The following is a 25,434-nucleotide window of genomic DNA, read 5'->3' on the forward strand; positions in this document are numbered from 1 at the left end:
TTATACATAAGGGCACCTCCGATAGTTATTGTGTGGTAACTTTAATTTTATCAGAAGGTGTCCTTATATTCTTCATTAAAAAATGAACACTAAACATAAAAAGAGAGGCCGTCGCAAACTTAATTGCGACGGCCTCTCTTATTTACTGAGATTTGTCCCAGCCTCTTTCTATTATTGCTTAAGCTGATTTAATTCAGTCATGCACTCCTGAACAAGGGTAACAGCCTGGCTCATAGCTGCTCCGCCTCCAAAGGCTGCGGTCACACCAACAGCTTCTAAAATTTCCTGTTCTGTCGCCCCTTGGTCAAGGCACCCTTTTGTATGGTAAATAATGCAATACTCATCCTGTGAATAAAGACTAATTCCGAGGGCGATCAGCTGTTTGTCTTTTTGAGACAGCTCTCCTGCTTGAAAACATGCTTCCGTAAACGCATTGAACTGATGAGCGAATTCCGGCATTTTTTGAGTAAAGGCTCCAAGACCCATCTTATACTGATGCAGGGCAGCTTCTGTTGAATTACGAGGCTCCATATGATCCATTATTCCCACTCCCATTTGTAAAAGTCGGAATTAGTATGCCACCATAAAAACCCAGTCATGCACTTTAAGCTTCGAAATTAGCCTTACTGTCTGTTGAAACAGATGGAGGATGAAACTCATTTTCATTTTTGGAAATAACAACGGTAGCTACTCCATTTCCGATCAGATTGGTAATCGCCCTTGCTTCCGACATGAACCGGTCTACCCCGATTAAAAGGGCGATCCCTTCTACAGGGATAATGGGAAAAGCGGCAACGGTTGCAGCCAGTGTTATAAATCCTGACCCCGTTACTCCTGCAGCCCCTTTAGAGGTCAGCATCAATATTCCCAATAGGGTGAGCTCTTGCCATATCGTTAAATCAATGCCATATGCCTGAGCAATGAAGATGGCTGCCATTGATAAATAAATGGACGTGCCATCCAGGTTAAAAGAATATCCGGTTGGGATTACCAGACCGACTACAGATTTAGAACAGCCGTACCTCTCCAGTTTTTCCATCATTTTAGGAAGCGCTGATTCTGAAGAAGAAGTTCCGAGTACGAGTAATATTTCTTCTTTAATATAGGCAATGAATTTGAAGATACTAAATCCATTGAATCGGGCAATGGCTCCCAGAACCACAATAATAAACAGGAACATCGTCAAGTAGACAGATCCCATCAGCTTCCCCAGGTTCGCAAGTGATTCCACTCCAAATTCCCCAATTGTGAAAGCCATTGCTCCAAAGGCTGCGATTGGTGAGACTTTCATAATCATATTTACTATCCCAAAGAAAATATCAGTAAACCGTTCAAACAGCTGAATCACTGGTTTAGACTTTTCTCCAAGACCTGCTGCAGCCACACCGAATAGGACAGCAAAAAACAATATTGGAAGAAGTTCGCCTTCTGCCATAGCACCAATTGCATTTTCGGGAACAATATCCGTTATGAACCCAACGATTCCGTGATCTGAATCTTTTGCCTGCTCTTCGTATGTACTGACAGCATCACTGCTCGCCCCTTCTTTATTTACACCAGCACCAGGCTGAATAAGGTTAACAACAAGAATTCCAATAGCAAGAGCAAAAGTTGTCACAATTTCAAAATAAATTAACGCTTTGCCGCCGATCCTGCCCACCTTTTTCAAATCGCCCATTCCGCCAATTCCAATAACAATGGTTAAGAAAATAATCGGAGCAATAACCATCTTAATCATTTTAATAAAGATGTCAGCTAGAACCTTTAAATTTACAGCGAACTCTGGGAAGAAGAACCCTGTAATGATCCCGAGGATAATCCCAATCACCACTTGCACAGTTAGATTACGAAAATTTATTCTCATCAACATACCCCATCCCCTCTGTTTGTGATCGCTTACAGTATAAGTGTAACGAAATATTCTGATTAAATTAATCGGATATTTGACACAAATCAACAGGCTTAGTGTTTTTAGGCAAGAAAAAAAGCCCCAAAAGGAAGCCTTTCGGGACTTTTACATCATGCTTATTTATCTACTGGTACAACTGCACCTTCGTACTTTTCTTCAATGAATTTTTTAATTTCATCTGAGTGAAGAACTTCAACAAGTGCTTTCACTTCTTTTTTGTTCTCATCGCCTTTGCGGACAGCGATGATATTTACATATGGAGAATCAGAACCTTCCAAGGCGATCGCATCTTTCTGAGGGTTAAGTCCTGCATCAATCGCGTAATTTGTGTTGATCAGCACTGCATCGCCTTCATCATTGTTGTAGATTTGCGGAAGAAGACTTGCTTCTACATCTGCCTTGAATTGAATATCCTTTTTATTCTCCTCAATATCTTCAACTGTAGCTTTTGTTTTGTCTACGCCTTCTTTAAGCTTAATCAGTCCCTCGCTCTCAAGCATAGTCAGAATGCGTCCGTGGTCTGCTACCGAGTTGCTCATGATGATTGTAGCTCCCTTTGGAAGCTTTTCAAGTGATTTGTATTTTTTTGAATATACTCCGATTGGCTCAATATGAATTCCACCGGCATTCACAAAATCATAGTTTTTGTTTTCAGCCATTTGAGACTCAAGGTACGGAATGTGCTGGAAGTAGTTAGCATCGATTTCTTTGTCAGCAAGTGTTTTGTTCGGAAGAATATAGTCCTGGAAGGTTTTAATCTCCAGTTCTACACCTTTTTTCTCTAGCAGCGGCTTCGCTTCTTCAAGAATTTCTGCATGAGGCACGTTGGATGCGCCAACAATCAGTTTCCCTGTTTCCTCACTGCCTGAACCCGAACCGGATCCGGATGTCCCGCACGCGGATAATGCAAGCGCGGATACCGCAAATACTGTACTTATTAATAATTTCTTCATTTCTTTTCCCCCTAGCGTTTGTCTAGTTTTCTTGTAATGAAATCTCCAATGATTTGGAGAATAAACACAATAATCAAAATGAGAATGGTAGCGACGAGCGTTACTTCATTGTTGCTGCGCTGAAAGCCTTCTAAATAAGCAAGATTTCCAAGTCCGCCGGCACCGATAACACCAGCCATAGCGGAATATCCTACGAGTGCAATGGCAGTAACGGTAATACCTGATGCAAGGGCTGGCATCGATTCCGGCAAGAGAACCTTCCAGATGATCGTAAAGGTGGAAGCACCCATTGATCTTGCCGCTTCAATAACCCCTTTATCAATTTCCCTTAAACCTATTTCAACCATTCTTGCGTAAAAGGGTGCTGCGCCGATGATCAATGCGGGAAGTGCAGCTTCTGCACCGAGCATAGACCCAACGATCGCTTTTGTGAATGGAATCAAAAGGATAATTAATATAATGAACGGAATGGAGCGAAATACGTTTACGAAGGCTGAAATGATCATATTCACTATCCGATTTTCCCAGACGTTTCCTTTAGATGTAAGGAATAATAGCAATCCAAGGAGAATTCCAAGGATAAAAGTTGCCAGTACCGAAACGCCCGTCATATAAATCGTTTCAGCTGCAGCCGTCCAAACCTTTTCCCAATTCACTTCAGGAAATAATTGCTCAAGCATGGGCAACCACCTCCACTTCTACCTGATGATCTGATAAGAATTGTAAAGCCCGGTCCATTTCTGTTTCTTCCCCGTCGATATAAAGGAACAGCGCACCATAAGCCCCGCTTTGGGTCTGTGATATTTTACCCTGCAGGATATTCACTTTAACATCGTAGTTTTTAATTAAGCTGGTCACAACCGGCTGCTCTGTAGAATCGCCTACGAAGGTCAGCTGGACGATTCGTCCTGACGGATAAGAATCAATCAGATGGGCAATGGTTTCCTTCGTCTCTTCAGGCTCAGTAACCTGCTGGACAAATCGTTTCGTAATAGGAGCTTTAGGTTTTCTGAATACATTCAGCACCTCTCCTTCTTCAACGATTTTCCCATCTTCCATGACCGCTACCTTGTGGCAGATTTTGCGGATGACGTGCATCTCATGGGTAATGAGAACAATCGTCAGACCCAGACGCTGGTTAATATCTACAAGCAGTTCCAGAATGGAATCCGTTGTCTGAGGATCAAGTGCAGAGGTTGCTTCGTCACACAGCAGCACCTTTGGGTTATTTGCAAGGGCTCTCGCAATTCCAACACGCTGCTTTTGACCTCCGCTCAGCTGTGATGGATAAGCGCTCTCTCTGCCTTCCAATCCGACAAGACGGATCAATTCCTTTACACGCTCCTTTCTTTCAGAAGCAGGGATTCCTGCAATTTCAAGCGGGAATGCAATATTGTCGGCCACTGTGCGGGACCATAGGAGATTAAAATGCTGGAAGATCATACTGATTTCCTGTCTGGCCTTCCGAAGCTTGCTTCCTTTTATCTCGGCAATCCGGTTTCCTGCGACCTCAATTGTTCCCGATGTAGGAGTCTCGAGACCATTCAAGAGTCTGATTAAAGAACTCTTGCCTGCTCCGCTATAGCCGATGATTCCAAAGATTTCACCTTTTTGAACTTCAAGGTTCACATCATCTACGGCTGTGATGCTCCCTGATTTGACAGAGTATACTTTTGAAACATGATTAAGTGTAATCACTGCACTCACCTTCTTTCTGATCCGATCTGAAAGGAATAAAAAATGCCCTTCTGCACAAGTGAGCAGAAAGGCATTAAAATATAGGATACCTTTCTCTCATCTTTCAAAATGCCTGAGCATTTTGAGTGAATTGGCACCACTTCAGTTACATAACTGATGGTTGCCGGGCTTCATAGGGCACGTCCCTCCACCTCTCTTAATAAGAGAACAATTTATTATTCAGTTGGGATAGTTTGAAATTTTAAAAATATTTCAGATCTGAAAGTGAGTTTATCATGCTAAAATAAAGTTGTCAACAAATAATGTATGCAATTAATTGCTGCTTACAGTTAACGATCGTTTTCCTGTAGCGGCGAAAATAGCTGCCTCCAAATCCTCAAGCAGATCGTCTGAATGTTCAATTCCTACAGACAATCTGATCAGATCTTCCGAAACGCCGGCCTCTATTAGCTCTTCCTTGCAGAGCTGCTGATGTGTGGTGCTTGCCGGATGAATAATTAAGCTTTTGGCATCCCCAACATTCGCCACATGCGACCATAACTTCGTGTGATTAATAATGGCTTTCCCTTCCTCCAAGCCTCCATCTATTCCAAATACAATAACTGCACCGGCTCCTTTTGGCAAATATCGATCAGCAAGGTTTTTTGATGGATGTTCTTCAAGCTCCGGGTATAATACCCACTTAACTGCGGAATGGTTTTGAAGGTAGGAAACGATTTTCCTTGTATTTGCAATGTGTTCCTTCATCCTGACATGCAGCGTCTCTAATCCCAATGTAAATTGAAAGGCATTGTACGGACTTAATGCCGGACCTAAATCTCTCAGAAGCTGAACCCTTGCCTTTACGATATAAGCGAGTTCGCCGAGGGCTTCAGCAAAAACGATATTATGATAGCTTGGGTCAGGAGTAACGAAGGCTGGAAATTTGCCTGTAGACCAGTCAAACTTGCCGCCATCCACGATAATGCCCCCTAATGTCGTTCCATTGCCAAGCAGCCATTTTGTAGCCGAATGAACCACAATGTCCGCTCCATGGTCAATGGGTTTGAAAAGGTATGGTGTAGCAAAGGTATTATCAATGATTAAAGGAATTCCCGCTTCATGAGCAATTTCAGATACCGATGCAACATCAAGAACCTGAAGGCTGGGATTTCCGATTATTTCACCAAAGATCGCCTTCGTTTTTTGAGTGATTGCCTTCTTAAAATTCTCAGGATCGGATGCATCGGCAAAAACTGTTTTGATGCCGTATCTCGGCAACGTATTTGCAAATAAATTATAGGTTCCGCCGTAAAGATTGGAAGCCGCGACAATTTCATCTCCAGCTTCTGCAATATTTAGTATCGCGAGGGTAATGGCTGCCATTCCGCTTGAAACAGCTAGAGCACCTGCCCCGCCTTCAAGCTGCGCCACCCTTTCTTCTAGCACTGAAACGGTAGGATTATGTATCCTCGTATAAATGTACCCTGGCTCTTTTAAAGCAAAAAGATCAGCTGCATGATCCGTGTCTTTAAACAAATACGCATTTGACTGATAAATAGGTACAGCTCTTGCTCCTGTAATCGGGTCTTCCTTAAGTCCTCCATGTACGGCCAGCGTTTCCGGTCTGAATCCATTTTCACTCATTCGATCTCCCCCTGTTTTCATAATAAAAACCCCTTCCGAAGAAGAGGTCTTTGTCCGCTCTTCTCATCTGCCAGAAGGTAACCCTCTGCTGGAATTAGCACCGTATCTAAATAGACCGGTTGCTGCGTTATTATCGGGCCAGTACCCTCCAACGCTCTTGATAAGATATTTGTTTGAATTTTCTTAATATTAACCTCTTTTTCTGTTGTTGGCAACTATTTACTAAAAAAAAAATTGCCGACCATTTTATTTCCCGAGAAATATGCTGAATGAGAGGGAAACAAACAGAATGAGGTCGAAAAAAGATCCGCCTAATACTATTTATCGAAATGGAAACTTTTTATCATCTCTTAAAAAATGAAAAACGCCGCATTAAGCGCCGTCTTTTTGAAGCAATCTATACAAAAATTCAACAGATTGAAATGCATATTGTTTCGATTTAATATGTCCATCCTCAAAAATCAGCAAGCATGGAACACTCTCAACTTCCCATTTTCCTGCATAACCCGGTAAATAATTTAGATTCGCCATATAAATGTCCGTTTCCGGCAATGCCTCATCCACTACTGTAAGCATACGCTTTGCAAGCTGGCATGTTCCGCAGAAGGGAGTATAGAGATACAAAATAAACCGTCCCTTATCCATCCTCCCAGAAATCTGTTTATCATTTATTTCAATCATAATAAAACCAGAACTCCCTGCTATAAAAATTTCGCTTGGACGTCAATATTCGCTCCAAGCAATACGGAGGCGATATGGTGCTCTGGAGATGCAGCAACTTCCTTATACATTTTATCAATATACAGATGCGAAGCTTCAGGAAACTCTCTGATGAACTGCTTTCGGAGCTTCTCTCCCGCTTCATCTGTATCGACTAGCACATAGACATCATTTTCAAAATATTCATCAATAAGTTCGTCCATTCTTGTGAGACTAATTGTGCCATTTGTGCAAATAATTTTGACCGGCTCATTAATGACTTCCTGAATTTTCATCTTATCTGATCTGCCTTCAACAATAATGATTTTAGGAGCCTCTGACATGACCATCACATCACCTGTTCATTTTGTCTTTCTAAAGTTTATTCTCTTTTCAATCCAATGTTTCCTGCAGAAGCAGTCTGGAATGAAAAGCAGATAAGGCAGTGGACGGCTCCACTGCCTTATCATTAACACCAGCCGTTTTCGTCGTCACAATCAACATACTTTTCATCTGGTTTATCCGGCACGTCAGCCATCTGATAAAAACGGTCTTCATTGGCTTCGAATCCGTTCTTTAACTCAAATTTGCTGCCGCCTTCCCCATTAGTCATTGTCCCGATCGGCTGGTTGTCCAAAAAAAGATTCATCTGTCCATTTACAAACTTGCCCGTTATATGATCCGTAACGTCGATCCGTTGTTTTTTAAGCGTCAAGTCAAGCCCTCCTTTTTCCTTAGGATGACCCAACTTGATTTATAAAACGCTGGATAAATTAGTCTTCGTTGGTCATTTCTGTGTATTGTTCTGCCGTCATCAAGTTCTCGATTTCACTTGAATCAGAGGGCTCAATCACGATCATCCACGCTTTTTCGTATGGAGATTCATTTACATATTCAGGATTGTCATCCAAGTCTTCATTCACTTCCACAACTTTACCGCTGATTGGTGCATAAAGCTCAGAAACAGTTTTAACAGATTCAACAGAACCAAACGGCTCATCTGCTTTAATTTCAGTTCCCGCTTCAGGAAGCTCAACGAAAACAATATCTCCAAGCTCTGACTGTGCAAAATGTGTAATTCCTACTCGTACTTTATCGCCTTCAACTTTTACCCACTCATGTTCTTCAGAATAACGAAGTTCGTTTGGTGTATTCATTTTATTCCCTCCAAAGTTCTATTGTTTATGGAAAAGACAGAGTCTCTTCTTACGTCCACATTTGCTCAAAGTCATTTTCTTTAAAACCCACAGTGACCTTGCTTCCGCTCGCTGTAATCGGTCTTTTAATGAGCATTCCATCTGAAGATAAAACGGTTAGCATTTCGTCTTCACTCATGCTGCTCAAACGGTCTTTCAAGCCTAACTCACGGTATTTCTGACCGCTCGTATTAAAAAACTTCTTCAGCTCCAAACCGCTCTTGGAATAAAGATCCTTTAATGCATCTTTACTAGGGGGGTTTTCCGCAATATGTATTACATTTAGTTCATGGCCCTGCTCTTCCAGCCATTTCTTCGCTTTCCGGCATGTACCGCATTTAGGATACCAGTAAAAGTCCAATGTAATCCTCCTTATTGTACCATGCAGCCTGCCAATTATGTTGAAATAAACGCTCATCATTAAGCAAGGCTGCCTAAAAAGTTATAGCCCTATTTTACTCACCTTTGCCGTTCGTTTGCAAGGAAGAGCATTATGGACCGATATACAAGCTCAACTCGCTCGTTCATTTACTCTATGAGCTCATGCATTCATATGTATCAAAGTCATCAAAAAAAAAGCATGCAAGCCGGCCGGGCTGCATGCTCTCTTCTGTGAAAAAAATTAGTTTACATAGCGATTCGCATCAATAATTGCTGCTGCGATTTCACGTTTTTTTGCAATGACGTTAATCGGTGTATAGCGGGTAAATTTGCGCAATGCGGAAATCATCATGCGAAGGGAATCACCTGTTTCAATAGCTACCAGGGATTCTTTAGCATGTGCTTCAATTTCGTTAAATGCCTCTTGGCAATAAACTTGTGTATAAAGAAGCTTTTGGCTGTTTTTAGCTTCTCCAGAAGCAGCGATTGCTTTCTCGGTACGGAGGATCGCAGACTCCATTGCATAAATATTGCTTACAATATCAGCAATATTCACAAGAATCTCCTGCTCTTTTTGCAGTTCCTGTCCGTACTTTTGTGCAGCTAAACCAGCAATCATAATCCCGATTTTTTTCGCATTTTTAAGCAAATGCTTCTCTTGCTCAAGCGTGCCTTCACCCACTTCTTCCGGCATAAGCATCATTAGCTCTTCCTGCAGGGCCTGTGCTTTTTGAAGAAGAGGGAGCTCGCCTTTCATGGCTTTACGAAGGAATGTTCCTGGCACGAGAAGACGGTTAATTTCATTCGTTCCTTCAAAGATCCGGTTAATACGGGAATCACGGTAAGCTCTTTCTACTTCATATTCCTGCATGAAACCGTAGCCGCCGTGAATTTGTACACCTTCATCTGCTACATAATCAAGTGTTTCAGATCCCAAAACTTTATTTAATGAACACTCAATCGCATATTCAGCAATTGAGGCAGCCACAGCACGGCCGTCCTTTGTCTCTACTTCGGAAAGCAAGCTCATTCTTTCTTCAAAAAGACCTACCGTACGGTATACAGAGCTTTCCATTGCGTATGTTTTGGAAGCCATGTTCGCAAGCTTCTCTTGAATGAGCGAGAATTTTGAAATTGGTGTCTTAAACTGCTGGCGCTGGTTCGCGTATTGGACGGAAACGTCGATGACCCGTTTTGAGCCGCCAATTGTCCCAACAGCAAGCTTGTAGCGGCCAATATTTAGAATGTTAAAGGCGATTACGTGGCCCTTTCCAAGCTCTCCAAGAAGGTTTTCCTTTGGCACCATGGCATCTTCAAGAATCAGTGTACGTGTAGAAGAACCTTTGATTCCCATTTTCTTCTCTTCAGGCCCAGTTGAAACTCCCGGAAATTCTTTTTCAACGATAAACGCGGAGAAATGTTCGCCGTCAACTTTTGCATACACAACAAACACATCAGCAAAAGCGGAATTCGTAATCCATTGTTTCTCACCGTTCAATACATAATGAGTACCTTCTGCATTCAGCCTTGCAGTTGTTCTTGCTCCAAGTGCATCTGATCCGGAACCAGGTTCTGTCAAAGCATATGCAGCTAGTCTCTCACCAACGGCTAAGTCGGGAAGATACTGCTTTTTCTGCTCTTCATTACCAAAAAGAACGATTGGCAGAGACCCAATTCCTACGTGAGCTCCAAAGGAAAGCGCAAAGCTTCCTGCACGGGAGAATTTCTCTGTAATAAGAGCTGAGCTGATTTTATCCAGGCCAAGTCCGCCGTATTCTTCAGGAACGTCCGCACCGAGCAGTCCCAGTTCTCCTGCTTGCTTTAAGAGCTTTACGGATTTATCAAATTCATGTTTTTCAATGTCTTCAAGCTGTGGAAGTACGTCATTTACGACAAAGTCCTCCGTCGTTTTTGCAATCATTTTATGCTCTTCTGTAAAATCCTCCGGTGTAAATACACGTTCAAAGGATGCATCCTCAATTAAAAAGCTTCCGCCTTTTGTTACGGTTTCCAATGATTTAGCCATTATTTAACCCTCCAAATTTATATTCTATTAAACTAGTTCAAATACGCCTGCAGCACCCATACCGCCGCCGATGCACATAGTTACAACACCAAACTGCTCATTTCTGCGTTTCATTTCGTGGATAAGCGACAGCGTAAGCTTTGCGCCTGTGCATCCAAGCGGATGACCGATTGCAATAGCTCCTCCGTTCACATTCACCTTTTCTTCATCTAATCCAAGCTCTCGGATTACTTGAAGTGACTGGGAGGCAAAGGCTTCATTTAATTCAAACAATCCCACATCCCCGACAGTCAGACCGGCAAGCTTCAGCGCTTTCGGGATAGCTGCAACCGGACCGATTCCCATAACTTCCGGTGGTACACCCGCAACAGCGAAGGATCTGAATTTTACCATAGGCGCTAACCCAAGAGCATCCGCTTTTTCACGATCCATGACCATGACTGCGGCGGCACCGTCACTCGTTTGAGAGGAATTTCCTGCTGTTACGGATCCTCTCACATTAAATACGGGACGGAGTTTGGCAAGGACATCCTGCGTTGTTCCGGGGCGTACTCCTTCATCTCTGGAAAATAAGATGGACTTTTCTTTCAGCTTGTTGTCAGTCCCCACAGAACGAAGCGTAACCTCAACGGGTACGATTTCATCTTCAAATCTTCCGGCTTCAATCGCAGCTGCAGCCCTCTGGTGGCTTCTTACAGCAAATGCATCCTGATCTTCACGGCTGACTCCGTATTTCTGGGCCACTTGTTCAGCTGTATGTCCCATTCCCATATAGTATTCAGGCGCTTCTTCCGCAAGCCTGGCATTTGGACGAATGGTATGACCCATCATTGGCACAAGGCTCATGGATTCCGCTCCGCCTGCTATAATCGTATCGGAATGCCCAAGCATGATTTTTTCAGCAGCATAGGCAATCGTCTGAAGACCGGAAGAACAATAACGGTTGATCGTAACTGCAGGAACGGTATGCGGCAATCCTGCCAGCGCTCCAATATTTCTCGCCATATTCAAGCCCTGCTCAGCTTCAGGCATTGCACAGCCGATAATCAAATCATCAATATTGCCTTCGTAATTGCCCGCACGCTTTAACGTTTCTTTTACAGCAAGTGCTCCCAGATCATCAGGGCGCACGCTTGCCAATGTTCCTTTTTTCGCTCTTCCTACAGGTGTTCTTGCACCTGCAACAATGACCGCTTCTCTCATCTGGTACCCCTCCTTAGTTACGTAACGGTTTTCCTTTGACAAGCATGTGCTGCATCCGCTGCTGTGATTTACCTTCTGAAACGAGACTCAGGAATGCTTCTCTTTCAAGATCAAGCAAGTATTGTTCATCCACTTTTGTGCCAAATGGAACTTTTCCGCCGGCAATAACAAAAGCAAGTTTTTTCGCGATTTTTAAATCATGCTCCGAAATGAAGCCTGACAGCTGCATCGTTTGTGCTGCTAGAAGCAGTGTTGCATAGCCTGATTCCCCTACAACCGGAATCTTTTCTTTCACAGGAGGACGATAGCCGTTTTCGTGAAGCTGAAGCACCGTCCGTTTCGCATCATGCAGTAGGTGGTCAGCGTTTATACTGATGCCATCCAGAGCATCCAGGAATTGAGCATCTCTTGCTTCAGCTGCTGAAGTGGAAACCTTCGCCATTGCAATGGATTCAAAAACCTTGTTTGCTACGTTTTGAAGATCAAAATCCATCCCTTTAGGAATGCTGTTTAAATGTTTAATGTACAGCTCTTTATTGCCTCCGCCGCCTGGAATCAACCCGACACCGGCTTCTACAAGTCCCATGTACGTTTCGCTGGATGCCTGGATTCTCGCAGCAGGGAGACAGATTTCCGCTCCGCCGCCGAGCGTCATACCGAATGGCGCAGCCACAACTGGCTTTGGACTGTATTTTATTTTTTGCATAGCCTGCTGGAAGTGACGGATGACCACGTCGATTTCATAGAAGTTATCATCCTGTGCTTCCATCAAAATCATTGCCAGGTTGGCGCCGACACAGAAGTTTTTCCCCTGGTTGCCTATGACAAGCCCTTTAAAATTAAGTGCTACATCATCGATGGCGTAATTAATCATCTGGATAATATCCATGCCGATTGCATTGCTTTGAGAATGGAACTCAAGCAAAGCTACTCCATCTCCAAGATCAATCAGGCTTGCACCGCTGTTTTTCTTAATAACACCTTTTGTTTCTTTTAAAGACTTAAGATTAATAGCTTTCTCGTTCGTTTCCAAACGGCGGTACTCCCCATTGCTGTAATAGAAGCGCACTCCATTTTCTTCTATATAGAAGGATGTATGGCCCTTCTCAAGCATTCCAGAAACCCAGGCAGGAATACTATATCCCTCTTCCTTCAGTTTTTCGGAGGATTTTTCAAGGCCAATCGCATCCCAAAGCTCAAATGGCCCTTTATCCCATCCAAAGCCCCATTTCATTGCCTGATCAATCGATACAATGTCATCCGCAATTTCTCCAAGAAGCTTTGCTGAATAAAGAAGGGTTGGAGCTGTTATTTCCCAAAGCAGCTGTCCGGCACGGTCATCTGCATAAATAAGCGCTTTCAATTTTGCTGATCCCTTTGCCTGTTTTGCCATTTCAATTGATGGAGCGCTTAATTTTTGTCTGCTTCTATATTCCATAGAGGATGGATCCAGTTCAAGAATTTCCTTGCCTTCCTTCTTGAAGAAACCCTGTCCTGACTTCGCACCAAGCCATCCATTTTCAAGCATTTGCTTCATAAATGAAGGAACGTTAAAGACTTCTTTTTCCTGTTCCTCAACATTTTCATATACGTTGTTTGCCACATGGACAAATGTATCCAATCCAACGACATCAAGCGTTCTGAAAGTTGCACTTTTTGGCCGGCCTATTAAAGGGCCTGTAATTGAATCCACTTCACCAACGCTGTATCCCTTTTCAAGCATTTTTCTTAACGTTACAAGAAGACCGTATGTTCCAATCCGGTTTCCGATAAAGTTAGGAGTATCCTTGGCAACTACCACTCCCTTGCCGAGAACATCTTCCCCGAACGTTTTCATAAACTGAAGAATCTGCTCATCTGTATCTCTAGTCGGAATAATCTCCAGGAGCTTTAAATAGCGCGGCGGATTGAAAAAGTGAGTTCCGAGGAAATGCTTTCTAAATTCCTCTGAACACTCGGATGCCATCGCTTCAACAGAGATTCCGGATGTATTGGAGCTGACAATGCTCCCCTTCTTCCGGTACTTTTCAACCTGCGCAAACACTTTTTTCTTTACATCCAAATTTTCTACTACGACCTCTATAATCCAATCAGCCTCGGATAAACGCTCCATATCATCTTCAAAATTCCCTGCTTCAATGAGAGCAAGATTCTTTTTGGATGTTAGCGGAGCCGGTTTTTGTTTTAGCAGTTTTTGAATGGAACTTGATGATAGCCGATTTCTTACGGCTGGATCTTCCAGCGTCAGCCCTTTTTTCTGCTCATCCCCTGTGAGCTCTTTAGGCACGATATCCAATAGCAAAACAGGGATCCCGATGTTTGCTAAATGTGCCGCAATTCCCGAACCCATAACGCCGGTTCCCAGCACCGCAGCTTTATTAATTTGCTGGACCATAAGTTTTCCCCCTTGTTTGAATGAATGCTCATTCATTTTTTGCTCAAAAAAAAGTTCTTCCCATTTCCTTCTCATTACTAATATAAAAGATTTTGAAAATTTCTTCAATACATTTGATGGAATTAATATGATTTTTCTTTCTATGAAAAGGAACGCTAGGACAGTGGAGGTGAAGACAGATGGCAAAATTGAAAAAAAATCCATCAAAAGCAGGTGTCAGTGCAGCAAGTGTTAAAGGAAACGCGGGTCCTTTCAACGAGCAGGATGGCGGAGGCAAACATACAAGCACCAATCAGCAATATAAAAAGCATAATATGGACGAAGCATAACAAAATAGGATCCTTCTGCTTTTTAGCATGAGGACCCTTTTTTGTTATTTCTTGATGACTCCCTTAAGGACGAACGCGACATTCGCAGGACGCTCTGCAAGCCTTCTCATGAAGTAGCCGTACCAGTCATTTCCGTATGGTACATATACACGCATTTTATATCCTTCATTGGCAAGCTCGAGCTGTCTCTCCGGACGGATGCCGAAAAGCATCTGAAATTCGAATTGATCAAGAGGGATATTATGCTCCTCTACAAGCTGTTTTGTATATTCAATAATGGCGTCATCATGCGTAGCAACAGCCGTATAGTTTCCATTTAGAAGATGCATTTTAATGATCTTTTTAAAATTCTCATCTACATCTTTTTTCTCAGGGAAAGCAACTTGAGGCGATTCTTTGTAAGCACCCTTAACCAATCTTAAATTCGGGCTGTATTTGTTCAAATCTTCGATGTCCTCTTCAGTCCGGTATAAGTATGCCTGAATAACAGTCCCAATATTGTCATACTCTTCTCTGAGTTTTTTGAAAATCTCGATGGTTTTGCCGCAGCGGCTGTAATCCTCCATGTCGATTGTGACAAAAACATCATTTTTCTTTGCTGCTTCAAGAATTCTGCGCATATTGTTCATCACAAGCGCGTCAGAAATATCGAGGCCCATGGAAGTCATTTTCAAAGAGAGCTGAGATTGGAGCCTTTCTCTGCCTATTGCTTCAATAGCCTTAATTGAATTGTCGGCCATTTCATTGGCTTCAGCCGCATTATCAACAAATTCACCAAGATAGTCAATGGTGACATCTAGCCCCTTGTTGTTGAGCTGTCTAATGGCCTCTGAAGCAAGCTCAATTGTTTCGCCGGCAACAAAACGGGCAGCACCAAATTTTAATCCGTACCTTTTGGCTACTTTTGTAAGCCCTCTATTTTTGGACAAAAACAAGAAAAAATTGCGCATTACTGTTTCCATATTTTCCCCTCCTGCAACCGCATACATTATATCTCAAAAATAAATGACGGCTGAGCTCCCTACAATACCCTCTATTATATAAAGCGCCTTCAATTACAAGTATTTTATCATCTTTCTGACTATTTGAATATCATTTTTTATCCAAAGGTGTCGTTTCATGTCAAATGAATAGAAACCTACCTGCTGGAGGAAGGATAGGAACGATACGCTTTTATTTAAGGAGGAATGAACATGCAGCAGCAGCCAATGCAAAACCAATCCAACGTGATGCCGCAGCCGCCGAATATCATATCAACAAAAGACCATCTGTACCTTCAAGATATGCTCTCCTGGAATCTTTTGGCCATGAAAAAAGCTCACTTTTTTGCAGAGCAATGCCAAAACCAGGAACTGAAAATGGAATTGGAAAAAACGGGACAAATGCACAACCGACATTACCAAACCGTACTAAGCCATCTTCAGCCGCAGCAGGCTCAATCACAGCCGCCTCTTCAATAAATTAAACAGAAAGGAGATTCACGTTATGAATCAAAACCAAAATCAGCAAGCCGGGAAGATTGGCAACCAGGAAACACAAGTACCAAAATCCCCGCAAATGAACGAACGTGACTTTGTAAATGATCTGCTTGCCACTGAAAAATACATGACAGACTCCTACTGCACAGCCATGAATGAAATGAGCCACGAAAGCTTATATAAAGATATCCAGTCCATCTTTAACGAAACCCAGGACTGCCAGAGACACCTCTATAATTTAATGTTCAAAAACGGCTGGTACAAAGTCGAAGCAGAACAAGCCCAAAAAATGCAGCAAACCTATCAGCAATTCTCCGGCTACGCCCAGCAGCAATCACCTTATGGGGGATTAATGCAATAACGAAAAGCGGAGGGCGCTTGCTCAGCGCTGAAAGACGGTGGAGCTGGAACTGACAAAGTCGCTTTTTGACTTTGACAGGGCCAGCGAAGCGGCCGAAGCGCTAGCGCCCGGAGCTGGACACCACGAAAAGCGGAGGGCGCTTGCTCAGCGCTGAAAGACGGTGGAGCTGGAACTGACAAAGTCGTTCTTTGACTTTGACAGGGCCAGCGAAGCGGCCGAACAGCTAGCCGGGGAGCTGGACACCACGAAAAGCGGAGGGCGCTTGCTCAGCGCTGAAAGACGGTGGAGCTGGAACTGTCACAGTCGCTTTTTGACAGAGCCTCTAATTGTGCATAAAACTGAATTGGACCGGCGCACTTTGATAATTCTAGTGAGCCGGTTTCAGCATATAATTTCAAATTTCATCATAAACCTTAAGAAATTCATCATGACTCCTCACAACCCTCGTTTCCATGCCCAAATCGTTATTCACATAGAGTGCAAAAAAGCACCGGCTTATATATTACGCCGGTGCTTAGTCGTCTTTTCTCTTTTGATTATTTTCACGGTGCTGTTCATTCATTTCTTTGACTTCGGTGCTCACTTGTTTCATCGCAAGTTTAAATTCGGGGTATTCTGCGTTCCAATGCCTCACCAAATTTGGCATCGTTTTGGCCATATGGGTGTAGAGTGCCCACATTTGCACTCTTTCCTGCCGATCTGCCTCAGATGTCCCAATGAGGAGGTCGCAGTATTTTTCAAACAGGCCGTCGAATTGGTCTTTAAACGTTTTGTCCATTGTTATCCCCCGTATCCTTTAGGTGGTTTTACACATTTAACGGGACAAGTTTTGCAGCGGGCTCCGCGATCAGAGGTTAAGTAAAACAGGCAGCAGGTGCGTCTCATTCTGATTTCCTGACCTGTCTCAGGCTGTATGGCTGTCTGCCCGTCATAACGCTTCAATGGATTCTGATGATAATCTCCAAAGAGGGAACCTTCTGCTTCAGCTACTGTAAAATGAAAGTCGCTTTCAATCTGGTCTTTGCTGATTCCTTCTGGAACAGATGCTAAAAGGGTTTCAAACATCCACTTTACATAGATGCAAACATTTTCCCAAAGAATCCATTTGGATATACTTGTATTTCTGCTTGCTGTCTTGATCAGTGGATAAATGTTTTCTGCGAAAAGCTGTCGAATAACTGAGCTTCTCCATTCTTCCCTGCTTTCATTTTCTCCCGGCACGACGGCTTCCAGATTATGAAAATGAAAGGACGGAAGCCATAAAGGATCCTGGTCATCCGTTTCCAAAGATAGATTTTCGGGTCTTAGGTTAGGAACCTTATTATAGACTGTCATGGAATACAGGGTTAAAGCGGCTAGAAATCCATAACGCTTTAAAAGCATGGACGCCGCTGTCTTTCGGTCAGGAGCTTCAATCTTCGGTTTCACCTTGTCCAAATAGGCTTTTAATGATTCTGGGTCCAGGAGATCCTTTACTTCAACAGAGAGGGTGGAAGACCAGCGCTTCCTTCCCAAACGGAATTTTTCAAGTTCCGCAAGCTCTCTTTCTATAAATTCAGCCATTTTGCATACTCACTTCTTTCAGAATACAGCGGCCCCGTCCATGCGGTATACAAAGAGGGGTTCCGAAAAGCGGATCCACTGTGACCTCGCAATTCATTTGAAAAACGTCCTGAACCAGATTGCAGCTTATGACTTCCTCCGGTTTACCCTGATCATGGATCTTTCTGTCCTTAATGGCTACAAGATGATGAGCATAGCGGCATGCTAAGTTTAAATCATGAAGCACCATGACAATCGTTCGGTTTTCGCGTTCGTTCAGCTCAAACAGCAAATCCAATATTTCAATCTGATGTGTCATATCAAGATAGGTCGTAGGTTCATCCAAAAGAATAATATCCGTGTCCTGTGCGAGCGTCATCGCAATCCATGCACGCTGGCGCTGTCCTCCTGACAGGGAATCGACAGGACGGTCGGCAAAATCCAGCATTCTTGTAGATTCAAGCGCTTTGTAGACGGCATCCTCATCCTCTTTTGACCACTGGCTCAGCCAATTTTGGTAAGGATAACGCCCTTGTTTAACAAGCTGAAGAACGGTAAGTCCTTCCGGTGCAGCAGGTCCTTGCGGAAGAATAGCGAGTTTTTTCGCTACCTCCTTTGTCGGAAGCTTTGCAATAGACCCTCCTTCTAAAAGGACGGATCCATGACTTGGCTTAAGAAGTCTCGCGAGGGAGCGGAGCAATGTCGATTTTCCGCAGCCGTTGCTTCCGATAAAAACAGTAATTTCGCCTTTTGGAAGGGTCAGATCCAGTTCATCTATAATAATGGAATCCCCGTAGGATAAAGTCAGGGATTTCGTTTCAATTGCACTCATGTTATCTCGCCCCTTTTCAAATTCGAGCCCATAGCTAATTTTTACGTATTCCTTGTTTTATATAGCAGGTAAATAAAATAAGGAGCCCCTATCGCTGCCGTAAACACTCCTGCCGGTACTTCTAGGGGTGAAAATACAGTCCTTCCGATCAGATCTGCAATCATGACCAGGAAGGCTCCGGCTATTGCCGATACAGGGAGCATGGCTCCATAGGAGGAGCCTACAAGTCTTCTGGCTATATGAGGGGCCATCAGTCCGACAAAACCGATTCCCCCGGCGAAAGCTACAGCAGTACCAGTCAAAGCTGTGCTGAGCGCTAAAAGAAGAAGTCTGTTGCGCTGCACCGCACTTCCTGCGCCTGTTCCCAGTTCATCTCCAAGCCCTTGCAGGTTGATCAGACGAATAACGATAATTGTAAGGAAAAGAAGCAACAGGGTTAGTGGCAGCATGATTTTCACCTGCTGCCAGGTAGCTCCGTACACGGTCCCTGTAATCCAAGTATTTGCTTGTGAAGCTCTATAGATCGGCCCTTTAATCATCATAAGAGTGGTCATTGACTGAGCAAGAAGGGAGAAACCAATCCCTACGAGCACCAGTCTGAATGATGACGATCCACCCTTCCAGGAAAGGGCATATACGATAAACCCGACTGTAACAGCACCGATAAAGGATGCAACAGGCATCCATTGAATGCTTACGGTCAATGCATTATTTTTATCACTGAAAAGCGCCAAAAAAGTTACGACTGCAAAAGACGCTCCCCCTGTAATCCCGATAATATCCGGTGATGCAAGAGGATTTCGAATAATTCCCTGTAAAATCCCTCCTGCTACAGCAAGGCAGACACCAACTAAAATGGCAATCAGTATTCTTGGCAGCCGAAATGATGAGATGATGAGCATATTCATTTCTGAACCAAATCCGGTCAGTGTCTTGATTACTTCAAGCGGGCTCATCATGACCTCACCCGCTCCTGTACTGATGAAAAACCCGGCAAGCAAAACAGCTGCCATAATTATAGAAACTTTAAAAGCTTTTTTATCTATTAAAAATGAAACAGATTTTCCTATCCGAACAGTCCAATGCGTTTTCATGCCCGATCAAACCCCTTTCTTGCGATGTAAATAAAGAAAGGCGTTCCAATCAGCGCTGTCATAACTCCGACAGGCACTTCCTCCGGCATAACGACATATCGTGCCGCAATATCCGAAACAGTTAGAAGAATTCCCCCAAGTACTGCCGAATAAGGCAAGATCCACCGGTGATCGTTTCCAACAAAATAACGGGCCAAGTGCGGGATAACAATCCCTACAAAGCTAATCGGACCCGATATGGATACTGCCCCGCCTGCAAGGAAAATAACCGCAATGGCTGCAAAAATTTTCACAGTCCCAGTTTTCTGGCCAAGCCCCTTCGCTACATCTTCCCCCATTGTAAGGACATTAATTTTCGGGGCAAGGAATCCGCAGATGATAAAAGCCGCAGTCACATAAGGCAGCACTGCAATAAGAGATTCAAGCTTTCTCCCTTGAATGGATCCAGCCAGCCAAAACAGAACCTGATCCAGAGCTGCTTCATTTACAACCAGCAAGCCCTGAGTAAGTGAACTGAAGAGCGCAGCCATTGCAGCTCCCGCCAGCGTCAGCTTTACAGGCGTTAACCCCTCCCTGCCCATCGATCCAATAAAATAGACCGTTAAAGCAGCAGCGGCAGCACCAAGGAAAGAAAGCCACGTAAATGCCTGCAGAGATGAAACATGAAAAATTGATACGGCAGCGACTACAAAAAATCCCGCTCCCGCATTAATTCCAAACACCCCTGGGGAAGCAAGCGGGTTTTTCGTTAGCGCCTGCATGATGGCGCCTGCCATTGCAAGACTTGCCCCAACCAGAGCAGCAATTAAAGCACGCGGAAGCCTGACTGATGTAATGATAATATGTTCATTAGAGCCGTTAAAATCGGTAAATGCCTTGAATGCAATTGTCCAATTCGTACGCGCATAACCGTACACAATACTCGCACACATGGCAGCGGCAAGGATCAAAAACAGCCCTAATAATAGAATGAATTTTTGTGAATGTGACTTAAGCAGCATATTTTTTCTCCGTATTTTGATCATCAGTTTTTGACTTTTCAAGTCTACGGTTATTGTAACAAATGAGAATGAATTTGAAAATCATTTTCAATTACGTGTTGACATCGCATACAAAAGCGACTTATTATTTTACTTGTAAATGAAAATCATTATCATATGGGGGGTTTATAGATGAGTCGTACATACAGAAAATCCTGGTTTAGCATCACCGCATTAATTCTTGCTCTTACCCTGCTGCTGGCAGCCTGCGGCGGCAATACAGAAAGCAAAAAGGAAGAAGCGAGTCCAGAAGAAGGGTATCAAGTGAAGCATGCCATGGGCGAAGCAAAAATCCCGAAAAAGCCTGAACGGGTTGTTGTTTTAACAAATGAAGGGACTGAAGCAGCGCTGGCAATGGGGGTTAAACCTGTTGGAGCGGTTCAATCCTGGCTTGGAAATCCTTGGTACGATCATATTAAGGACGATATGAAAGATGTGAAAGTAGTAGGAACAGAAAGTGAAGTTAACGTAGAGGCCATTGCTGCCCTTAAGCCTGACTTGATTATCGGAAATAAAATGCGCCAGGAAGCGGTTTACGAAAAATTGAGCGCCATCGCGCCGACTGTCTTCGCTGAAACGCTTCGCGGAGACTGGAAGGAAAATTTCTCGCTTTATTCCAAGGCTTTGGATCGTGAAGAAGAAGGAAAGAAAGTCATTGCAGAATTTGATGCACGAATTGACTCCATCAAAAAAGAAGGCGGAGATAAACTTTCCCAAAAGGTTTCAGTCGTCCGCTTTATGGCAGGCAAAACCCGCGTTTATTACAAGGATACGTTCTCAGGAGTTATCTTTGATCAGCTGGGAATCAAGTACCCTGAAGCAACTGATAAGCTGTTTGCTGATAATCAGGAAGATCTGTTTGTAAGAGAAGTAGGCAAGGAAGCGATCCCGCAAATGGATGGAGATTTGCTCTTCTATTTCACTTATGCTCCTGAGGGAGATACAGAAGCGGTAAAAACAGAAGAAGAATTCACAAAGGACCCTCTTTGGCAAAACCTTAGTGCTGTGAAAAACGGCAAAGCCTACAAAGTAGATGATGCTATCTGGAATACAGCAGGCGGTGTTTTGGCTGCAAACAAGATGCTGGATGAAATTGAACAATACATCGTTAAAAAATAATGCTGCTAAAAGCTGAAGGAAACTCTCCTTCAGCTTTTTTGATATCAGAAAGGAATACAGTTTTTCACCTTGGGGTAAGGATAGAATAGAAACTCAAGGAAACGGCTGGTGAAAATATGGGGCAGGCAGCACTATGGGGGGCTTTTGCGGGATCGTCCATTTTAATTGGCGCGCTATTAGGAATGCTTAAACGAATTCCTCCGCGAATGGTTGGATGGATCATGTCATTTGGAACGGGAGTCTTGATTGGGGCTGCTTCATTTGATCTGCTGGAAGAGTCTTTGGATGGAGGAGGAATCACTTCCACCACGATTGGCTTCATCGCAGGAGCACTGCTTTTTACGGTAAGCGAGCTCATTATTGCAAATAAAGGCGGGCATCAGAGAAAGCGGTCCAAGGAAAACCCTGAAAATCATTCCGGGGTATCGATTTTTATAGGAACAATTATTGATGCGGTTCCTGAATCGGTCATTATTGGAGTAAGTATTCTGCAGCAAGGCTCAGTTAGTGTTTTGATGGTAATCGCTGTGTTCATCAGTAATTTTCCAGAAGGATTATCCAGCACAACTGGTTTGATAAAAGATGGGTATTCGCGGAAGAAAATTTTATTTATGTGGGTAATCGTCGTTGTCCTGGCTACGGTCAGTTCATTGCTCGGCTACTCCCTTCTGCAAAATGCTTCACCTGTTTTTACGGCTTCAATAGGTGCCTTCGCTGCTGGTGGAATTATCGCAATGGTTGCCTCCACTATGATGCCGGAAGCCTATGAAGAAGGAGGTCCTATCGTGGGTATGATTACTTCTTTAGGTGTTCTCTGCTCGATGATTTTATCTCAGCTATAAGTAAACAAAGCCCGCTTATTACAAGCGGGCTTTGTTTATACGGCTGACACTTATCTTTTGTTATCCAGTTAGGATATCCTCTTTCGGGTATCGCACAATCTCATTTCCAGAAGGTGTAGCAAGAGAATAAATAAGAGTTAACGGTCCAAGCTTGCCGAGGAACATAATAAATACGAGAACGATTTTACCAAAGTCTGTAAAGTTAGCCGTAACTCCCATAGAGAGCCCTACTGTACCAAATGCTGAGACTACTTCAAATACAATTTCCAAAAACGATTCATTTTCTGTAATCGTCATCAGGAAGACTGCTCCCATGATAAAAAGGATGGATATGATGGTAATGGATAGAGCTCTTACAATGTAACCTCCATCAAGAGCACGTCTGCCAATGGTGATTTCCTTTCTCCCCTTTAAGAAGGTCAGGGTAGCCAGAAAAATAACAATAGCTGTGGTCAGTTTGATTCCGCCCCCTGTTGAAGCACTTCCCGCTCCTATGAACATTAGAATCATGACAAAAAAGAGAGATGCTTCATGCATGGCTCCGATATCAAGTGTATTGAACCCTGCAGTTCTTGGAGAAACGGCCTGAAACCAGGATGCCCACAGCTTATCTCCCAGTGAGAGCCCTCCAAGCGTACCAGGGTTTCCATATTCCAGAACAAAAAGAATCAGCATAGATACAAGATTAATTACAAGTGTTGCAACCAGCATAATTTTTGTATGCAGGCTGAATTTTTTGAACTTCTTCTTCTGCCACATATCCACCAGCACAGTAAAACCAATTCCTCCCACAATAAACAGGCCGCTAATAACGATATTGATAATCGGGTTCCCAACATAGTTGATTAAGTTATTAGAGAAAAGTCCGAATCCTGCATTATTAAAGGCAGAAATTGAGTGGAAAAATCCATAGAACAAACCTTTTTTCCATCCTAGTTCAGGAACCCATACAATAGATAAAAAAATCATGGCAACAAATTCAATAGCAAATGCAAATATGAACATATACTTCACAAGCCGGATAACCCCGCCTATGTTCGTCTGATTCAATGCCTGCTGCATCACAATCCGGTCTTTAATCCCCACTTTTCTTCCAAGCATCATGTAGATCAGGACGGCAAATGACATGATTCCCAAGCCGCCAATCTGAATCAGCAGAGCAACAACGGTTTGACCAAACGTAGTAAACGCTGTGCTCGGATCTACGGAGGAAAGACCTGTTACAGTCATAGCAGATGTAGCGACAAACAATGAATCGACCCATGAGATTCCTTGAGTAGTGGATATCGGAAGTTTTAGCAGACAAGTGCCGGCAGCAATACCAATAGCAAATGTTAGAACAAGCAGTTGCGAAGGTTTAAGTTTAATGACTTTAGGCATCTTCATTCGCTACATTCCTTCCTCTTCAAAACGGGCTATATCTTTATTTTTTCCGATAACAAGCAGGATATCACCTTTTTCCACCGTTTCTTCAGCTGCCGGAGAAACAATCATATCTTCATTTCTCTGGATCCCAACGATATTGCAGGCGAATTTGGCCCGAATGTCCAGGTCATTTAAGGATTTACGGTTTATTTTATCAGTTGCGACTAATTCCACCATACTATGCTCTTTTGATAGCTCAATATAATCAATCATTTTTTCTGAAATGATATGGTGGGCAATTCTTTTCGCCATATCCCGTTCCGGATGAATGACACGTGTAACTCCGATTTTTTCAAGCACCCGCTGATGGTAATCATTTTGCGCCTTTGCCCATACCTCGGATATTCCAAGCTCTATAAGCAGTAAGGAAGTTAAAATACTTCCCTCAATATCGTCTCCCAATGAAACAAAAGCGTGATCCACATTACGGACCCCAAGCTGCTTCAGCGCTTCCTCATCCATGGAATTTGCCTGAACGGAATGGGTAGCATATGGTGCGTATTGATGGACCTTATCTATATTTTTATCAACAGCCAGGACCTCCCTGCCCAGATCATGAAACTCTTTTACAAGACTTCCGCCAAACCTTCCTAGTCCAAAAACGGCAAATTGTTTACTCACTGATGAAATCTCCCTTTATGTAGAATCCTTAAAAAATGCACAAAAAAGCACAGAGGAGTGTCCCTGTGCCGTGTACGAACACAAGTTTCATCTGCCTCTCCATTACGCTTACGAGGTTAGCTGTCGGGTTAGGGCATGAAGTAGCCCTTTCTAATAAGAAGAATTCACCCCAAGTGAAGGCAATAGCCACCACACAATAACGGGTCCCCCGCTCCAAAAGGATTGAGCGATAAAGGTAAGTGAAACATATAATTTTGAATGGTACGAAAGTATCTTACCTTTGATTGATTCGATAGTAAAGAGTAAAAATGTCCTTAAACCAAACAAAGATTGTTAAATTGTTTTTATTTGACGATCATACAGATAACATGCTCTTATAACCGGCCTAGTCCTTCTTCCTTCCATCTATTTAAGCCTCTTACTTTTGCAGGTATTTTTAACACCTATTGATTGGAGTAGAAGGCGCGAGACTCATGCGGGAGGAGCGGGACAGGCGAGACCCCGCAGGCGCAAAGCGGCGAGTTATCATGAACGAAACTAGCCCCTTACTCGTAAAATCGTAGGTTAATTTGGTTAGACTGTTTTTGTCAAACAAAACCAAATCAGAGCTACATTACGGAAGGAGCTAGCTATTATGAAGGATACCATTAAATACGTAGGTTTAG

At 43.3% G+C, this 25,434-nt stretch carries 27 protein-coding genes and 3 riboswitches; of the genes, 5 read left to right on the forward strand and 22 right to left on the reverse strand.

Translation table 11 applies throughout. The features are described from left to right. Positions 1-171: 171 nt before the first annotated feature. From AS29_RS17165 to AS29_RS17230, 14 genes are all read right to left on the reverse strand, one after another. Positions 172-540, reverse strand: coding sequence for a carboxymuconolactone decarboxylase family protein (locus tag AS29_RS17165; protein ID WP_035413804.1), 369 nt, complete (start codon positions 538-540; stop codon positions 172-174). Positions 541-604: 64 nt separating this feature from the next. Then, a complete protein-coding gene (locus tag AS29_RS17170; RefSeq protein ID WP_035413833.1) occupies positions 605-1,864 on the reverse strand; it encodes a dicarboxylate/amino acid:cation symporter in 1,260 nt (419 codons plus the stop codon). Between the two features lie 161 nt (positions 1,865-2,025). Further along, on the reverse strand, positions 2,026-2,862 hold the full coding sequence (locus tag AS29_RS17175) for a MetQ/NlpA family ABC transporter substrate-binding protein (RefSeq protein ID WP_035413805.1): 837 nt from the start codon (positions 2,860-2,862) through the stop codon (positions 2,026-2,028). 11 nt (positions 2,863-2,873) lie between these two features. Next, positions 2,874-3,542 (reverse strand): methionine ABC transporter permease, encoded by a 669-nt coding sequence (locus tag AS29_RS17180; protein WP_035413806.1) that lies wholly within the window; start codon positions 3,540-3,542, stop codon positions 2,874-2,876. Further along, positions 3,535-4,560, reverse strand: coding sequence for a methionine ABC transporter ATP-binding protein (locus AS29_RS17185; protein ID WP_035413807.1), 1,026 nt, complete (start codon positions 4,558-4,560; stop codon positions 3,535-3,537). The genes AS29_RS17180 and AS29_RS17185 overlap by 8 nt, the downstream gene beginning before the upstream one ends. Positions 4,561-4,653: 93 nt before the next feature. Further along, positions 4,654-4,766, reverse strand: a riboswitch (SAM riboswitch). 106 nt (positions 4,767-4,872) lie between these two features. Then, complete coding sequence (locus AS29_RS17190; RefSeq protein WP_035413809.1) at positions 4,873-6,186, reverse strand: O-acetylhomoserine aminocarboxypropyltransferase/cysteine synthase family protein; 1,314 nt, start codon at positions 6,184-6,186, stop codon at positions 4,873-4,875. A 60-nt stretch (positions 6,187-6,246) separates the two neighbouring features. Continuing rightward, positions 6,247-6,353: riboswitch (SAM riboswitch) on the reverse strand. Positions 6,354-6,558: 205 nt separating this feature from the next. Further along, positions 6,559-6,867 (reverse strand): thioredoxin family protein, encoded by a 309-nt coding sequence (locus tag AS29_RS17195; RefSeq protein ID WP_035413812.1) that lies wholly within the window; start codon positions 6,865-6,867, stop codon positions 6,559-6,561. A gap of 20 nt (positions 6,868-6,887) precedes the next feature. Continuing rightward, entirely contained in the window at positions 6,888-7,235 is a 348-nt protein-coding gene (locus AS29_RS17200; RefSeq protein ID WP_035413813.1) for a toprim domain-containing protein, read from the reverse strand. Between the two features lie 119 nt (positions 7,236-7,354). After that, positions 7,355-7,600, reverse strand: a complete 246-nt coding sequence (locus tag AS29_RS17205) for a YusG family protein (protein ID WP_035413817.1) — start codon at positions 7,598-7,600, stop codon at positions 7,355-7,357. Between the two features lie 58 nt (positions 7,601-7,658). Then, on the reverse strand, positions 7,659-8,042 hold the full coding sequence (gene gcvH / locus AS29_RS17210) for a glycine cleavage system protein GcvH (protein ID WP_035413819.1): 384 nt from the start codon (positions 8,040-8,042) through the stop codon (positions 7,659-7,661). A 49-nt stretch (positions 8,043-8,091) separates the two neighbouring features. Beyond that, entirely contained in the window at positions 8,092-8,448 is a 357-nt protein-coding gene (locus AS29_RS17215) for an arsenate reductase family protein (RefSeq protein WP_035413835.1), read from the reverse strand. A 255-nt stretch (positions 8,449-8,703) separates the two neighbouring features. Further along, positions 8,704-10,488 (reverse strand): acyl-CoA dehydrogenase family protein, encoded by a 1,785-nt coding sequence (locus AS29_RS17220; RefSeq protein ID WP_035413821.1) that lies wholly within the window; start codon positions 10,486-10,488, stop codon positions 8,704-8,706. Between the two features lie 27 nt (positions 10,489-10,515). Continuing rightward, positions 10,516-11,691 (reverse strand): acetyl-CoA C-acetyltransferase, encoded by a 1,176-nt coding sequence (locus AS29_RS17225; protein WP_035413823.1) that lies wholly within the window; start codon positions 11,689-11,691, stop codon positions 10,516-10,518. 13 nt (positions 11,692-11,704) lie between these two features. After that, positions 11,705-14,086: a 3-hydroxyacyl-CoA dehydrogenase/enoyl-CoA hydratase family protein gene (locus tag AS29_RS17230; RefSeq protein WP_035413825.1), complete on the reverse strand. Its 2,382-nt coding sequence runs from the start codon at positions 14,084-14,086 to the stop codon at positions 11,705-11,707. Positions 14,087-14,265: 179 nt separating this feature from the next. On the opposite strand from AS29_RS17230, the gene AS29_RS21140 reads away from it, so the two are divergent. Then, positions 14,266-14,415, forward strand: a complete 150-nt coding sequence (locus AS29_RS21140) for a YuzL family protein (protein ID WP_082883900.1) — start codon at positions 14,266-14,268, stop codon at positions 14,413-14,415. 44 nt (positions 14,416-14,459) lie between these two features. On the opposite strand, the gene AS29_RS17235 is transcribed toward AS29_RS21140, so the two are convergent. Then, complete coding sequence (locus AS29_RS17235) at positions 14,460-15,377, reverse strand: proline dehydrogenase family protein (protein WP_035413827.1); 918 nt, start codon at positions 15,375-15,377, stop codon at positions 14,460-14,462. A gap of 231 nt (positions 15,378-15,608) precedes the next feature. On the opposite strand from AS29_RS17235, the gene AS29_RS17240 reads away from it, so the two are divergent. Then, entirely contained in the window at positions 15,609-15,875 is a 267-nt protein-coding gene (locus AS29_RS17240) for a hypothetical protein (RefSeq protein ID WP_035413829.1), read from the forward strand. A gap of 25 nt (positions 15,876-15,900) precedes the next feature. Next, entirely contained in the window at positions 15,901-16,254 is a 354-nt protein-coding gene (locus tag AS29_RS17245) for a spore coat protein (RefSeq protein WP_035413831.1), read from the forward strand. A gap of 514 nt (positions 16,255-16,768) precedes the next feature. Here the strand turns inward: AS29_RS17245 and AS29_RS17250 are convergent. From AS29_RS17250 to AS29_RS17270, 5 genes are read right to left on the reverse strand one after another with little or no spacing between them, the layout of a single operon-like run. Further along, positions 16,769-17,032, reverse strand: a complete 264-nt coding sequence (locus tag AS29_RS17250; RefSeq protein ID WP_035413588.1) for a DUF2573 family protein — start codon at positions 17,030-17,032, stop codon at positions 16,769-16,771. A 2-nt stretch (positions 17,033-17,034) separates the two neighbouring features. Then, complete coding sequence (locus tag AS29_RS17255) at positions 17,035-17,817, reverse strand: IucA/IucC family C-terminal-domain containing protein (RefSeq protein WP_035413586.1); 783 nt, start codon at positions 17,815-17,817, stop codon at positions 17,035-17,037. After that, positions 17,810-18,628 (reverse strand): ABC transporter ATP-binding protein, encoded by an 819-nt coding sequence (locus AS29_RS17260; protein WP_035413585.1) that lies wholly within the window; start codon positions 18,626-18,628, stop codon positions 17,810-17,812. Before AS29_RS17260 ends, AS29_RS17255 begins: the two co-directional genes overlap by 8 nt. A gap of 41 nt (positions 18,629-18,669) precedes the next feature. Beyond that, positions 18,670-19,722 (reverse strand): FecCD family ABC transporter permease, encoded by a 1,053-nt coding sequence (locus AS29_RS17265; protein WP_035413583.1) that lies wholly within the window; start codon positions 19,720-19,722, stop codon positions 18,670-18,672. Next, positions 19,719-20,723 (reverse strand): FecCD family ABC transporter permease, encoded by a 1,005-nt coding sequence (locus tag AS29_RS17270; RefSeq protein WP_035413581.1) that lies wholly within the window; start codon positions 20,721-20,723, stop codon positions 19,719-19,721. The genes AS29_RS17265 and AS29_RS17270 overlap by 4 nt, the downstream gene beginning before the upstream one ends. Before the next feature lie 171 nt (positions 20,724-20,894). On the opposite strand from AS29_RS17270, the gene AS29_RS17275 reads away from it, so the two are divergent. After that, on the forward strand, positions 20,895-21,881 hold the full coding sequence (locus tag AS29_RS17275) for an ABC transporter substrate-binding protein (RefSeq protein ID WP_035413580.1): 987 nt from the start codon (positions 20,895-20,897) through the stop codon (positions 21,879-21,881). Between the two features lie 116 nt (positions 21,882-21,997). Further along, positions 21,998-22,723 carry a ZIP family metal transporter gene (locus AS29_RS17280; protein WP_035413577.1) on the forward strand — a complete coding sequence of 242 codons (726 nt, stop codon included), beginning with the start codon at positions 21,998-22,000 and terminating at the stop codon, positions 22,721-22,723. 60 nt (positions 22,724-22,783) lie between these two features. Here AS29_RS17280 and AS29_RS17285 read toward each other — a convergent pair whose 3' ends face one another. Next, positions 22,784-24,109, reverse strand: coding sequence for a TrkH family potassium uptake protein (locus tag AS29_RS17285; RefSeq protein WP_035413575.1), 1,326 nt, complete (start codon positions 24,107-24,109; stop codon positions 22,784-22,786). Positions 24,110-24,112: 3 nt separating this feature from the next. Further along, positions 24,113-24,769, reverse strand: a complete 657-nt coding sequence (locus tag AS29_RS17290; protein ID WP_035413573.1) for a potassium channel family protein — start codon at positions 24,767-24,769, stop codon at positions 24,113-24,115. 90 nt (positions 24,770-24,859) lie between these two features. Beyond that, positions 24,860-25,008: riboswitch (cyclic di-AMP (ydaO/yuaA leader) on the reverse strand. Positions 25,009-25,434 lie beyond the last annotated feature (426 nt).

It is taken from the genome of Bacillus sp. SJS, from assembly GCF_000732485.2.
Lineage (GTDB): Bacteria > Bacillota > Bacilli > Bacillales > Bacillaceae > Metabacillus_B > Metabacillus_B sediminis.

Coding starts and splice junctions, on each gene's coding strand:
- AS29_RS17165 (WP_035413804.1), bottom strand. CDS start 540: ATGGATCATATGGAGCCTCGTAATTCAACAGAAGCTGCCCTGCATCAG.
- AS29_RS17170 (WP_035413833.1), bottom strand. CDS start 1,864: ATGAGAATAAATTTTCGTAATCTAACTGTGCAAGTGGTGATTGGGATT.
- AS29_RS17175 (WP_035413805.1), bottom strand. CDS start 2,862: ATGAAGAAATTATTAATAAGTACAGTATTTGCGGTATCCGCGCTTGCA.
- AS29_RS17180 (WP_035413806.1), bottom strand. CDS start 3,542: ATGCTTGAGCAATTATTTCCTGAAGTGAATTGGGAAAAGGTTTGGACG.
- AS29_RS17190 (WP_035413809.1), bottom strand. CDS start 6,186: ATGAGTGAAAATGGATTCAGACCGGAAACGCTGGCCGTACATGGAGGA.
- AS29_RS17195 (WP_035413812.1), bottom strand. CDS start 6,867: ATGATTGAAATAAATGATAAACAGATTTCTGGGAGGATGGATAAGGGA.
- AS29_RS17200 (WP_035413813.1), bottom strand. CDS start 7,235: ATGGTCATGTCAGAGGCTCCTAAAATCATTATTGTTGAAGGCAGATCA.
- gcvH (WP_035413819.1), bottom strand. CDS start 8,042: ATGAATACACCAAACGAACTTCGTTATTCTGAAGAACATGAGTGGGTA.
- AS29_RS17220 (WP_035413821.1), bottom strand. CDS start 10,488: ATGGCTAAATCATTGGAAACCGTAACAAAAGGCGGAAGCTTTTTAATT.
- AS29_RS17225 (WP_035413823.1), bottom strand. CDS start 11,691: ATGAGAGAAGCGGTCATTGTTGCAGGTGCAAGAACACCTGTAGGAAGA.
- AS29_RS17230 (WP_035413825.1), bottom strand. CDS start 14,086: ATGGTCCAGCAAATTAATAAAGCTGCGGTGCTGGGAACCGGCGTTATG.
- AS29_RS21140 (WP_082883900.1), top strand. CDS start 14,266: ATGGCAAAATTGAAAAAAAATCCATCAAAAGCAGGTGTCAGTGCAGCA.
- AS29_RS17235 (WP_035413827.1), bottom strand. CDS start 15,377: ATGGAAACAGTAATGCGCAATTTTTTCTTGTTTTTGTCCAAAAATAGA.
- AS29_RS17240 (WP_035413829.1), top strand. CDS start 15,609: ATGCAGCAGCAGCCAATGCAAAACCAATCCAACGTGATGCCGCAGCCG.
- AS29_RS17245 (WP_035413831.1), top strand. CDS start 15,901: ATGAATCAAAACCAAAATCAGCAAGCCGGGAAGATTGGCAACCAGGAA.
- AS29_RS17250 (WP_035413588.1), bottom strand. CDS start 17,032: ATGGACAAAACGTTTAAAGACCAATTCGACGGCCTGTTTGAAAAATAC.
- AS29_RS17255 (WP_035413586.1), bottom strand. CDS start 17,817: ATGGCTGAATTTATAGAAAGAGAGCTTGCGGAACTTGAAAAATTCCGT.
- AS29_RS17260 (WP_035413585.1), bottom strand. CDS start 18,628: ATGAGTGCAATTGAAACGAAATCCCTGACTTTATCCTACGGGGATTCC.
- AS29_RS17265 (WP_035413583.1), bottom strand. CDS start 19,722: ATGAAAACGCATTGGACTGTTCGGATAGGAAAATCTGTTTCATTTTTA.
- AS29_RS17270 (WP_035413581.1), bottom strand. CDS start 20,723: ATGCTGCTTAAGTCACATTCACAAAAATTCATTCTATTATTAGGGCTG.
- AS29_RS17275 (WP_035413580.1), top strand. CDS start 20,895: ATGAGTCGTACATACAGAAAATCCTGGTTTAGCATCACCGCATTAATT.
- AS29_RS17280 (WP_035413577.1), top strand. CDS start 21,998: ATGGGGCAGGCAGCACTATGGGGGGCTTTTGCGGGATCGTCCATTTTA.
- AS29_RS17285 (WP_035413575.1), bottom strand. CDS start 24,109: ATGAAGATGCCTAAAGTCATTAAACTTAAACCTTCGCAACTGCTTGTT.